This window comes from Nocardiopsis sp. N85 (genome assembly GCF_028882275.1).
GTDB classification, from domain to species: Bacteria; Actinomycetota; Actinomycetes; order Streptosporangiales; family Streptosporangiaceae; genus Nocardiopsis; species Nocardiopsis lambiniae.
The window spans coordinates 241,769-253,548 of record NZ_JARBUT010000006.1 but is presented as its reverse complement, the minus strand read 5'-3'; the positions used below and the strand labels follow the sequence as shown (position 1 = coordinate 253,548).

Genomic DNA, 11,780 nt, shown 5'->3' with positions numbered 1-11,780 from the left:
AACCGCTCATGTGGAAGTGATGGTGCTTCTCCTTCCGCCCCTGTTGGTGTGTCATGGAAACGTTGGCTTTTGTTCGAACGAACATCCGTGCGATGGCCGGGCCTCCCCAAGCTTCGCCGGGTGCTCCTCTCGGGTTCACCTCGTCCCGGTGTCCCGGTGGCACGGGTGTTCCACCCTGTTCTCGGGGGTAGGCACGGTTCCGACGGGGTGCGCGGGTCCCGCCCGTGACCCGGGTGCGCGGCCCTCGCCGGCGGCGCGCAGGGCCCCTTCGGGAGGACTGCTTGTGTCCGTTTGTGTGTGATCTGTATCGCCTCTGATTTTTCGGGTGGGTTGTATCCCTAAAGTTCAGGGTTTATTTCTCGCCTTGGGGGGTTGTTGTGTACTGTGCGCTGTCAGTATCCTCACGCTGAGACAGCGTGAAACACACGCAAAACCACATCGGTTGGTGTCGACCTTCGTTCCCTCCGCGGACCCGTCCCGGCGTCCGTCCCCCCGCACCCCCGTCCCGCCCGGACGGAGCACATCGAAGGGAAGCAGCCGCGATGAGTTCCGGCTCGCCCCGCCTGGCGATCGCCGCCTGCGTCCTGCTCGCGGCCACCGCGGGCTGTTCCGACCCCGGCGCCGGGGACGGCGGACCCTCCGAGGACGCCGAACCGCGTCCCGCCGCGTCCGCGTCCGGTGACGAGGAGGCCGCCCTGGCCGCCTACACCGGCATGTGGGACGCCGTGGTGGCGGCCTCCCAGGGCGACGAGGACGCCTCCCGGGCCCTGGACGACCACGCGGTCGACGGCGCCCGCGAACTCATGCGGGCGGCGCTGGCCGACGCGGCCGCGGGCGGTGCGACCGAGGGCGAGCCCGTCCTCGACCCCACCGTCAGCGTCGAGAGCCCCGAACGCGCGATCGTCGACGACTGCGTGGACGACTCCGCCTGGGGGACGGGCGGGGCCGGGGGAACGGCGGCACCCCGCCGGGTGGACGCCACGCTCATCCACGACGGACTCGCCTGGCGCGTGTCCGAACTGCGCATCTGGGAGGCCGGATCATGCTGAGACCCCTACCCCCCGCGGCGACCGCGGTCGCGGCCGTGCTGGTGTTCGCCACCGTGGGCGCCGCACCGGCCGCCCACGCCGACGACGGCTCCTTCCTCGGCAGCGTCCAGTGCGGGACCTCCGGCGGCAACGGCTGCCAGATCCTGCTGCGCTGGCTCCTGGAGCACGGCGGGACCCCGGGCACGCCCGGCACCGGCGGTACCGGGGGCACCGGCGGATCCGGTGGAACCGGCGGGGCCGGCGGCACCGGATCGGGCGAGTACGACGACGTCGACTGGGACGCCATCGACTGGGACGCCATCGACTGGAGCCAGATCGACTGGGACTCCATGGACTGGGACGCCATCTTCGCCGAGGCGGCCGAGGGCGAGGAGGGCACCGATCCCCTCACCGCCCTGGAGGAGGTCATGGCCTCCTTCGAACTCCCCGAGCCGAAGATCGCCACCTCTCCGGGCACCGACTCCCTCGTCCTGGTCAACACCCCCCTGTGGCTGTGGGTCGAGCCCGAGGACTGGGACGCCGAATCCGTCTCCGCCCAGCTCGGATCCACGTCCCTCACCGTGTCGGCGACCCCCGCCCGCACCGCCTGGACCATGGGCGACGGCTCCACCGTGGAGTGCGAGGGCCCCGGCACGCCGTTCGACGCGTCGACGCACGACGCCGCATCGGCCTCCCCGGACTGCGGATACGTCTACACCTCCGCCTCCGACACGGCGGCCGAGGGCACCCACACGGTCACCGTCCGCGTGCTCTGGGACACCGAGTGGAGCTTCTCCGACGGCGGGAGCGGCACCCTCGACCAGCTCACCAGCACCTCCGAGGTCGACCTCACCGTCCGTGAATCGCACGGACTCGTCACCGACACCCAGTAACCACCGAGAAGAACTGAGACAGACGTGGTCGAGACGACGACGGCCCCGCCCCCCGGGGCGGGCCGACAGACGCAGCACACCCCCGCTGTGCGGCTCTCCGGCGGAGGCGGCAAGCGCTGGCGGTGGCTGGTCCTGGCCCTGACGCTGACGACGGCGGGCGCGCTCAGCGGGGTCATCGCCCTGGAGCGCCTCGACGACCGCACCGGCATCGTCGTCGCCGACGCCGACCTGCCCGCCGGGCACGTCCTCACCATGGACGACCTGCGCGTCTCCGACATGAGCGTCTCCGCCGACATCTCCTTCGTGGCGGCCTCCCGCCTGGAGGAGGTCGTCGGACAGACCCTCACCCTCCCCGTCTCCGAGGGCGGGGTCCTGCCGGAGAGCGCGCTGGGCGCCGACGCCGAGTTCCCCGAGGCCGAGCGCGCGCTGGTCGGCGCCGTCCTGACCGCCGGCAACTACCCCTCCTCCCTCGGATCGGGCGCCGCCGTGTCGGTGGTCGTCAACGGGGAGGAGCAGAGCGAGGCCGGACCCCAGGCCTACCTCGCGCTGGTGCGCAGCCTCACCCCCGACCCCGGGGTCGAGGGCGCCATCGTCGTCGAGCTCCTGGTCTCGTCGGCCGACGCCGCCCGGATCGCCTCGGCCTCCTCCGCGGGCCGGATCAGCCTCGTCCAGGTCCACCCGCGCGGGGGCGCGTGATGACGCGCACCGTCGCCGTCTTCTCCCTCGGCGGGGCGCCCGGCGTGACCAGCCTGGGCATGGCCCTGGCCGCGGTCTGGCCGGGCGGGTCGCCGGGGGTCCTCGTGGAGGCCGACCCCCACGGCGGGGCCATCGCCGTCTGGCGCCGGATCCCGACCGAACCCGGTCTCACCAGCCTGGCCGCCGCCACCCGCAAGGGGGGCGGCGCCGACCCCGACGCCCACACCCGGGACCTGCCCGGCGGGCTGCGGGTGAGTCCGGCCCCCGTCACCGGCGACCCCGCCGAGGGCGCGGTCCGCCTCATCGGCCAGAACCACCGCGTCCTCGCCGGGATATCGGCTCCCGTGGTCGTCCTGGACCTGGGACGTCTGTCCCCGTCCTCCCCGGCGCGCACCCTGGCGGCGCAGGCGGACCACGCCGTGCTCGTCGTCTCCGAGCGGCTCACCGAGCTGCGCCGCGCCCGGGAGCACCTGCTCTCCCCGGCCTTCCCGACCCGCGACCTCAAGGTGGTCGTCTCCGGCGGACGCGGAGGTACGGGCGAGATCGTGGGCGCCCTCGGCTCCGCCGTCTGGGGTCGGGTGCCCGAGGACGCCCGCTCCGCCGCCTTCCTGCGCGGGGAGCGCGAGATCAGACGACCCCAGCGCCGACCGCTCTTCAAGGCGGTCGACCGGCTGGCCCGCGACATCGTCGCGTCGGCGCCCGAACGCCTGGTGTACGCGCCCCTCCCGCCGGGGGTGATCGCATGAGCGCGCCCGACGACTTCGACGGTCTGACCGACAACCGGTTCCTGGACGCCGAGGCCGACCGGATCCAGGCCCAGTGGGTGTCCTGGGTGTCCGGCGAGGCCGCCCAGCGGATCAGCGACGAGACGCGGGGCGCCGAACCGGACACCCCCGGTCAGCACCGGGCCCGCGCCGAGCGGATCATCGCCAACATCCTCGACGAGGCCGCCCGGCGTGCCCTGGCCGAGGGCCGCGCACTGCTGTCCTCCGATTCCGAGGCCGCGATCGCCGCCGCCGCGCTGGCCCAGGTCACCGGTGTCGGACCGCTCCAGCCCCTCCTGGACGACCCCGAGATCGAGAACATCAACATCAACGGCGTCGACGCCTGGGTGCGCCTCGCGGACGGCAGCCGCCGCCTGCACGCCGGACTGTTCAAGAGCGGTGAGGACGTGATCGCCCTGGTGCGCCGTCTGGCCGCCGACTCGGCCTCCGGCGAACGCCGATTCGATCCCGGGGCGCCCATCCTCGACCTCCAGCTCTCCGGCGGCGAGCGCCTCAACGCGGTCATGGAGGTCTCCCGGCAGCCCTCGGTCTCCATCCGCCGCCACCGGTACACCCACTCGTCGCTGCGCCGCCTCCAGGAACTCGGCACGCTCGACGACGTCCTGGTCTCGCTCTTCCGCGCCGCCGTCGCGGCCCGTCGCAACATGGTCGTCACCGGCGGCACCGGCGCCGGCAAGACGACGCTGCTGCGCGCCCTGGCCTCGGAGATCCCGACCATGGAACGCCTCGTCACCATCGAGGACGTCTACGAACTGGGTCTGGACCGGGATCGCGAGGCCCACCCCGACTGCGTCGCGCTCCAGGCCCGCCCCGCCAACATCGAGGGCGTCGGCGAGATCACCATCGCCGACCTGGTGCGCACCGCCCTGCGCATGTCCCCCGACCGGGTCATCGTGGGGGAGACCCGCGGCAGCGAGACCGTCCCCCTGCTCAACGCCATGAGCCAGGGCAACGACGGCAGCCTCACCACCCTGCACGCGGCCAACTCCGCCGGCGCCTTCACCAAGCTCGGTGCCTACGCCGCCCAGTCCGCGGAGCGCCTGCCGCTGGAGGCGACGGCCTCGCTCGTGGCCTCCGCCGTGCATCTGGTCGTGCACGTCTCGGCCCTGCCCACCGGCGGGCGCCGGGTCACGAGCGTGCGCGAGGTCGTGGGCGCCGAGGGACAGAACGTGGTCTCCAACGAGATCTACCGCTACTCCGCCCGCCAGGGACGACTGCCCGCGGCGCCGCCGAGCCCCGACACGCTCGACGCGCTCGCCGACCACGGCTTCGACCCCCTCGTGCTCCAGACGGAGGTCTCGGGATGGTCCCGATGAACACGGTCCTCCTCGCCACCGCCGGCGGCGTCGCCGGTCTCGGCGTCTTCCTCCTGGTCGTGTGGATCGCCCCGATCGTGCGCGACTCCCTCCGGTCCCGCAGGGCCGGGCCCCTGCCCCGTCCGAGCAAGGTCGTCGTCGCGATCGCCGTCGGCTGCGCGCTGTGGCTCCTCACGGGCTGGCCCGTGGCGGGTGCGCTCGGAGCCGCCGCCGTCTGGTGGGCCCCACGGCTCCTGGGCGGCGACGGGGAGCACAGGGAACAGGTCGCCGGCATCGAGGCGGTCGCCTCCTGGACCGAGATGCTGCGCGACCTCATGGCCGGCTCCTCGGGCCTCAACCAGGCGATCACGGCCACCGCCTCCATCGCCCCCGAGCCCCTGCGCGACGCCGTGGTGCGCCTCTCGGAGGACCTGCGCGGCGGCCGGGACCCCCGGGACGCCCTGCACACCTTCGCCGAGACCGTCGACAACCCCACGGCCGACCTCGTCGCCTCCGCCCTGGCCACCGCCACCACCCGCCACGCCACCGACCTGGGCGTCCTGCTCGGCGCGCTGTCCGAATCGGCCCGCGACCAGGCCGCCATGCTGGTCAAGGTGTCCGCCGGCCGCGCCCGCCTGCGCACGTCCTCGCGCATCATCATGGGGGTCACCCTCGGCATGGCGGCGTTCATGCTCGTGTTCAACCCCGCCTACCTCGAACCGTTCGACGGCTTCCTCGGCCAGGTCTTCCTGGCGGTCATCGGGGCGTTGTGGGCCACCGCTGTGGTGTGGATGACGCGCATGTCCCGCTTCTCCCTCGGGCCGCGAGTGCTCGCGCCCACCCCGACCAAGGAGGCCGCGCTGTGAGCCCTCTGACCGCGGCCGCAGTCGCGGGCGCCGCCCTCGGCCTGGCCCTGTGGGCCCTGGCCGCGGCGCGCTGGGCCCGCCCCTCTCTGGCCGAACGACTCTCCGACCCCCGGCCTCCGGTCCGGCTCGGCCTGCGCCCCTCCGAGGGCGGTCTGCTCACCCGGATGGGCAAGGTCGGCATCCCCCTGCTCAGCGCGGCCGGCCTCCCCGGCCCCCGTGCGATCAAGAACCTGCGCCTGTGCGACCGCGACCCCGGCGGTTACCTCGCCGAGAAGGCCTCGGGCGTGCTCATGGGAGCGCTGTTCCCGCCGGTGGCGGGGATGCTCCTGGCCTCCTTCGGCGCGCTGCCCGGAGCGGTCGTGTCCATCGCCGCCTGGGCGCTCTTCGCCGCGGTCATGTGGTTCGCGCCGGACCTGTCCCTCAACGACGAGGCGGGCAAGCGCCGCGAGGAGATGCGCCGTACCCTGTCGGGCTTCGCCGACCTCGTGGTGGTGTCCCTCGCCGGCGGTGCCGGTGTCAACGGCGCCCTCACCGACGCCTCAGCCCACGGCGGGGGGTGGGCGATGGCCACCATCCGGGAGACGCTGCGGGAGTCCTCCCTCCTGCGCGTCCCCATCTGGCGGGCGCTGCACGACCTCGGGGAGCGCTACGACACCCCGGAGTTCACCGAGCTGGCCGCCAGCCTGCAACTGGCCGGCGCCGACGGCGCGCGGGTCCGCACCTCGCTGGCGGCCAAGGCCAGGACGCTGCGCGTGCAGTTCCTCGCGGAGATGGAGGCCGAGGCCCAGTCCGCCACCGAGCGGATGAGCCTGCCGGTCGTCCTCCTCTTCGCCGGTTTCCTCCTCCTGCTGGGCTACCCGGCCATGAGCCTCATCCTCTTCGGTACCTGACCTCGCATCCTCCTAGGAGAACGACATGAAACTGACCGAACTGTACCTGCGCGTCCACCACGCGCTGACGTCCCGCGACGACGACGGCTACTCCACCGAGACGGTCATCATCACCGCCGTCCTGGTCGGCATCGCCCTGCTCGCCGTGGCCGCCATCAGAGGCGTCGCCACCGAGTACATCGGCCAGATCGGCACCCCCGGCGCAGGCGGCGGCACCGGCGGCACCGGCGTCGAGTAGGGATCACCGTTGCGACAGCTTCGAGACGACAGGGGCAGCACCGAGATGGCGATCGCCGCCCCCGCGCTGCTCCTCCTCGTCATGCTGGTCGTCCAGGCCGCCCTGTGGATGCACGGCGACCACGTCGCGGCCGACCTCGCCCGCCGGACGGCCGAGCAGTCGCGCACCGTCGACGGCGGGTCCACCTCGGTGGGCCCGCCGGCCGGCTCCGTCCTGACCGACGTGAACGTCGCCGTCGACCGCGGCGCCGAGGAGGTCCGCGTGACCGTGACCGGCCACGTCCCCAGCGTCATCCCCGGCCTCTCCTGGCCGGTGGAGCACGTGTCGGTCGCCCCCGTCGAACGCTACGTCCCCGGAGGTGAGGCCCCGTGACGACCCGCGACCGCGGCTCGGCGTCGGTGGAACTGGCCATCGTCGCGCCGGGCCTGTTGCTCTTCGCGATGCTCATGGTGTTCGCCGGACGCGTCGTCGACGCCCGGGCCACCGTGGACGAGGTCGCCCACTCCGCCGCCCGCGCCGCCTCCCTGGAGCGCACCGCCCCGGCGGCCTCCGCGACGGGTACGGCGATCGCCGCCGCCACCCTCCGGGAACAGGGCCTGGCGTGCGTCGACCACGGCACCACCGTCGACCACGGTGGGCTCGTGCCCGGCGGGGCGGTCACCGTGTCCGTGCGGTGCACGGTCTCCTTCTCCGACCTGCTCGGTGTGGCCTTCCCCGGCAGCCTCGACGTCGAAGGCGGCTCGACGGTCGCCGTGGACACTTTCAGGGGGACCCCGTGAAGACCACCGACGCCACCGACGATCGCGGACAGGTCACCGCCTTCGTCGCCATCATGGCCCTGAGCTTCATCGTGTGCCTGGGTCTCGTCTACGAGGGAGGGGAACTGCTCCAGGCCCGCCGCCAGACGGCGACGCTCGCCCAGGAGGCCGCGCGCGTGGGCGTCCAGCAGATCGACTGGGACGCCTACCGCGAAGGGGCCCAGGAGGTGCCCTTGGACGGCTCCGCGGCCGTGGCCGCGGCCCAGGCCTTCCTCGCCGCGGCCGGGGCCACCGGAACCGTCACCGTGAGCGGGGACTCCGTGACCGTGACCTGCACGCTCCCCTACTCGTTCACCCTGATCCCGGCGGGATCGACGACCGTCGAGACGACGGCCACCGCACGCCCCTACACGCAGGCGACCCCTTGACACCCTTTGTGAGGCGGAGATGCATCCTCTGAGCAGGCTGGGCGCGGCCGTGTTCGCGCTCGCCTTCCTGGTCGGTATCCCCTACGTGCTCCTGTGGTACGTCCCCTGGCCGGAGCTTCCCCCCTCGTGGGACGTCGCCATGGCGCACCTGCGCGGTCGGCGCCTGCCCCCGGGCGTGCCGACCGCCGCGCTGATCTCGGCCCTGTGGGTGCTGTGGGGCTTGTTCGCCCTGGCGATGGCGGCCGAGATCACGGCCCGGCTCCGGGGCGTGCCCCTGCGGCTGCGCCCCCTCGGCCCGCTCCAGGCGGTGGCCGCGACCGCGGTGGCCGCCACCGCGGTCACCCCCGCGGCCGCCTTCGCCGACACCGTCGAGGAGGCGGTGGACCGGGGGGAGGAGGAGAGCGGCTCGGCACGGGAGGAGGGCGTCCCGCCCACCCCGACCGGAGACCGGCGGGAGGGGGCCGTCGAGCGGACCCGCACCGTCAGCGGGTTCGAGCTGGGGTCCGCCGAGCTGACCGAGCGGATGCGCGACGACCTCGCGCCCACCGTGGAGATGCTCGGGGACCACTGGGACGAGGACGTCCCCGTCGAGATCACGGGCCACACCGACCCCAGCGGCGATCCCGACCGCAACCAGGAGCTGTCCGAGAAGCGGGCCCAGGCGGTGGCCGACTACCTGGAGGAGTCCCTGGGCGAGGACGCCCCCGACACGGACGTGCGGGGCGTGGGCTCCGACCAGCCGGTCGAGGGGCCGCCCGAGAGCCAGCGCCGCGTCGAGATCGCCTACACCCTGGCCCCCGCCCCGGCGCCCGCGCCGCAGCAGGAGAGCGGGGATGACGGTGCCCCCGAGGAGGCCGCCGCCCCGGCGGAGGTCCTGGAGGAGGAGGCCGAACCGCCCGTCGTCACCGTGGAGAACGCCTCCGCCGTCACCGAGGACGGCCAGGACGGCCCCCGGGTCGTCGTCCTACAGATCCCCGACGGCGCCGTCGCCGGGGCCGTGGGCTTCGCCGGCCTCGCCGGGGGCTACCTGCTGGGCAGGCGCGGCTCCTTCGTCCCGAGGATGGCGCTCAGCCTGCCCCGGCCGCGCCTGCTCACCGGCCGTCCGCGCCGCCTGGAGCTCACGTCGCCGCCCGAGCGCCCCGTGCCCACCGACGAGATCGACGAGCGCGTGACCGTCGAACTCGACCACGTCCCCGGTCTGGGCCTCAGCGGCAAGGGCGCCGACGCCGCGGCCCGCCGTCTCATCGCCAACGCCCTGGACCCGTTCGAGCCCCTCGCGGTGCGCGTCCTCATCACCGAGCGCGAGGCCGTTCGGCTGCTCGGCGAGACCGGCCGCGACCTGCTGCGCGATCGGCCGTGTGAGCCGGTCACCATGGTGCCCACGATGCAGGACGCGCTGTCGGTCCTGGCCTCGGAGCTGCACGCCATGGCCGAGGAGGAGCGGGCGCCGCTCGCCCTGATCACCTCGCCCGACCCCCAGCACGAGCACGCGCTGTCCGGGCTGCTGCTGCACGGCCAGCACCGCGGCGTCACCGCCGTCATCCTGGGCAGCTGGCCCCTGGGCGGCAACTGCGTGGTCGACCTCGACGGGCTGATCTCGCAGACCAGCCAGCCGCTCTCCACCCTGTTCCACTGCTCCTGGGCGGGATCGACCGCGGAGGAGGTCCACGAGGCCGTCCTCGCCTACCACGAGGCGGACCACGCGCTGTCGGAGCGGCCGGAGCGGCCTTCCTCTCGTCGCGACACCGAGGCGTGGGAAGCGGAGCGCGGGCGCCCCGTGCTCGTCGCCGAGGACTGGGACGATGACGACGCCTTCACGCCTGTCGGCGACGACGCCGTCTGGGATCGGCTCACCCGCGCCTGGGACGAGGAGTCCGAGTCCTTCGCCGACGACGGCTTCGGCGACGCGTGGTCGGGCGGGGGCGAGGCGACGTGGGACGAGGACACCGACGCCGTCGCGGACCGTGACCGCGAGTGGGATCACCGGACGGCTCCGGACGACGGAGTGTCCGTCGACGCCGTCTTCCGCGGGGTTCACGGGCAGGACGCGGACACCGCCACCGGAACGGGCGCGCGGGAGGCGGCCGTGGTCGACGACCACGACGACTCCTGGTGGGACGAGACCCCGAGCGTCGCGCCGGTCACGGACCGGGAGGAGACCGCGGACGGCGACGCGTCCTCCACGGCCCTTGGCGGTGTCGCGGCCGACACGGGCACCGAGCGTGCCGAGGCCCCGGTCACCGACCTGTCCGGGGAGGAGCGGGGCGCCACCGCCGAGGCCGACGCGCGCGGCGACGAGGAGGGGACCGCCCGCGTTCGGGAGTCCGGTGCGACCGGTGACGCCACCGGCACGGAGAACACCGCCGCCCCGTCGGCGGGGGAGGAGGAGACGGCCGCCGAGGCCTTCGCGGGTTCCGGTGTCGCGGCCGACCCGGTCGCGGACTCGACCGTCCAGGGATCCGCCGCGCCCGGCGCGGGTTCCGGTGATGCCCTCACGGACGCCGACGCAGAGCGTGCCGCGGCCCCGGTCGCGGAGCCGACCGTCGAGGCCACCGCCGCCGCGCCCTCCCCGGCGGGTTCCGGTGGGGAGACCGCCGCGCCGATCGTGCCCGTGGGGAACGCCGCCGGTGACCGGGACGAGGACCGCGCCGCGGCCCCGGCGGAGGCCACCCCGGCGGAGGCCGACTCGGGCGCGGCGCACGCCGCCGGACCGTTCGCCGACCTGTCGGGTGGGTCCGGTGCCCACCGCGACGGTGACCGGGACACTCCCGCCCGGGAGCCCGAGGGCGCCGCCGGTGCGGAGAACACCGCCGCCCCGTCCGGAGACACGGCGGCCGGTGCGGACACCACCGCGCGCGCAGAGGGCTCCGGCGACGCCGTCACCGGCCCGGGTGCCGAGCGCTCGGCGGAGCCGGTCGCGAACCCGACCTCGGAGGGCTTCCTGGCCGCCCTGACCGAGGAGGACCGGGCGGCGACCACAGCGCGGCGCAAGGGCGCCGCACGCCCCGCGCCCCCGGCGGCCGCGCCGCGGAACGCCGCCGGCGCCCGGCGGGCACCGAAGACGAACGACCACGGCGGGGAGACGAAGGTCCGCCACGAGCGCGTGCCGGGCCGCAAGGCCGGCCGGGTCCGCGTGGTCCGCGTGGACCGGCCGACGGTTCCGGAGCAGGGCGAACGGTCGACCCGCGATCCCGTGCGGCCACGCGCGGCCCAGCCGCTCAAGGACACCGGCGCGACCCGGCGGGCACAGCAGCAGGCCCGAGCCGCCGTCGCCGCACAGGTCCTGGTCGGCCAGGAGGAGGCCCCGCCCTCCGAGCGCCCACAGCCCGCCAAGCCGCGTAAGGCCGGTCGGGGGCGGGCGTGGAGGCCTAGGGAAGAGGACTGAGCGCGGCCTGTCGGGTCCCCGCCCGATGACGCGGGCGACCCACGCGCATGCGCGTGGGTCGCCCGCGTGAGCCTTCCGTACGGCCGGGTCAGCGTCGTCCGCCGCCGGGCCCCGTCGGGAGGTCGAGGGTGTTGCTGATGTCGAAGGCCTCCTCGTCGGAGACCTGGTAGTTGCGGGCCGACCGCATCACCTCGTCCGCGGTGCGGTCGAAGGCGACGACCAGCGCCTCGCCGAACTGGTCCAGCATGTCCACCCGGGGCGTGAGGTTCTTGTTGAGCGAGTCCGAGATCTCGTCGCCGGACCCCCAGATCCTCCTCAACTCGCCACGTTCCGAGACCAGGCGCGTGAACGCCTTCCGGATCATCTGCCCGGGTTCGCGCAGGGCCTCCCCGGCGCGGGCCATCTCCTCGGGGTTCACCGTCAGCTTGTTGTACGTCATCGTCCTCCCCTGCCGTGCGCGGCGCCGCCCCGGCGCGTCCGTGCTCCCTCCACGTTCTAGCGGCGGAGGGTGAAGGGAA

The 11,780-nt window shown here is 74.4% G+C and carries 13 protein-coding genes; 12 read left to right on the top strand and 1 reads right to left on the bottom strand.

Going from position 1 to position 11,780, the window contains the following annotated elements; genetic code table 11:
* Positions 1-542: 542 nt before the first annotated feature.
* Genes PWG71_RS11305 through PWG71_RS11250 form a run of 12 tightly spaced genes read left to right on the top strand, consistent with a single transcriptional unit; the run spans position 543 to position 11,262 of the window.
* Entirely contained in the window at positions 543-1,049 is a 507-nt protein-coding gene (locus tag PWG71_RS11305) for a hypothetical protein (RefSeq protein WP_274809629.1), read from the top strand.
* The gene (locus PWG71_RS11300; RefSeq protein ID WP_274809628.1) at positions 1,043-1,921 is read left to right on the top strand and encodes a hypothetical protein; all 879 of its coding nucleotides are present in this window, start codon (positions 1,043-1,045) and stop codon (positions 1,919-1,921) included. Before PWG71_RS11305 ends, PWG71_RS11300 begins: the two co-directional genes overlap by 7 nt.
* 24 nt (positions 1,922-1,945) lie before the next feature.
* Positions 1,946-2,617: an SAF domain-containing protein gene (locus tag PWG71_RS11295; RefSeq protein WP_274809627.1), complete on the top strand. Its 672-nt coding sequence runs from the start codon at positions 1,946-1,948 to the stop codon at positions 2,615-2,617.
* Complete coding sequence (locus PWG71_RS11290; protein ID WP_274809626.1) at positions 2,617-3,363, top strand: hypothetical protein; 747 nt, start codon at positions 2,617-2,619, stop codon at positions 3,361-3,363. The genes PWG71_RS11295 and PWG71_RS11290 overlap by 1 nt, the downstream gene beginning before the upstream one ends.
* Positions 3,360-4,718 carry a CpaF family protein gene (locus PWG71_RS11285; protein ID WP_274809625.1) on the top strand — a complete coding sequence of 453 codons (1,359 nt, stop codon included), beginning with the start codon at positions 3,360-3,362 and terminating at the stop codon, positions 4,716-4,718. The genes PWG71_RS11290 and PWG71_RS11285 overlap by 4 nt, the downstream gene beginning before the upstream one ends.
* Complete coding sequence (locus PWG71_RS11280; RefSeq protein WP_274809624.1) at positions 4,715-5,563, top strand: type II secretion system F family protein; 849 nt, start codon at positions 4,715-4,717, stop codon at positions 5,561-5,563. The genes PWG71_RS11285 and PWG71_RS11280 overlap by 4 nt, the downstream gene beginning before the upstream one ends.
* Complete coding sequence (locus PWG71_RS11275) at positions 5,560-6,453, top strand: type II secretion system F family protein (RefSeq protein WP_274809623.1); 894 nt, start codon at positions 5,560-5,562, stop codon at positions 6,451-6,453. Before PWG71_RS11280 ends, PWG71_RS11275 begins: the two co-directional genes overlap by 4 nt.
* A gap of 25 nt (positions 6,454-6,478) precedes the next feature.
* Positions 6,479-6,691 (top strand): hypothetical protein, encoded by a 213-nt coding sequence (locus PWG71_RS11270; protein WP_274809622.1) that lies wholly within the window; start codon positions 6,479-6,481, stop codon positions 6,689-6,691.
* A 9-nt stretch (positions 6,692-6,700) separates the two neighbouring features.
* Positions 6,701-7,063 carry a TadE/TadG family type IV pilus assembly protein gene (locus PWG71_RS11265; RefSeq protein ID WP_274809621.1) on the top strand — a complete coding sequence of 121 codons (363 nt, stop codon included), beginning with the start codon at positions 6,701-6,703 and terminating at the stop codon, positions 7,061-7,063.
* Complete coding sequence (locus PWG71_RS11260; protein WP_274809620.1) at positions 7,060-7,470, top strand: TadE/TadG family type IV pilus assembly protein; 411 nt, start codon at positions 7,060-7,062, stop codon at positions 7,468-7,470. Before PWG71_RS11265 ends, PWG71_RS11260 begins: the two co-directional genes overlap by 4 nt.
* On the top strand, positions 7,467-7,877 hold the full coding sequence (locus PWG71_RS11255; RefSeq protein WP_274809619.1) for a TadE/TadG family type IV pilus assembly protein: 411 nt from the start codon (positions 7,467-7,469) through the stop codon (positions 7,875-7,877). Before PWG71_RS11260 ends, PWG71_RS11255 begins: the two co-directional genes overlap by 4 nt.
* A gap of 19 nt (positions 7,878-7,896) precedes the next feature.
* Positions 7,897-11,262, top strand: a complete 3,366-nt coding sequence (locus PWG71_RS11250; protein WP_274809618.1) for an OmpA family protein — start codon at positions 7,897-7,899, stop codon at positions 11,260-11,262.
* A gap of 88 nt (positions 11,263-11,350) precedes the next feature.
* Here the strand turns inward: PWG71_RS11250 and PWG71_RS11245 are convergent, their stop codons facing one another.
* On the bottom strand, positions 11,351-11,701 hold the full coding sequence (locus tag PWG71_RS11245; protein WP_274809617.1) for a hypothetical protein: 351 nt from the start codon (positions 11,699-11,701) through the stop codon (positions 11,351-11,353).
* Between the last annotated feature and the right edge of the window lie 79 nt (positions 11,702-11,780).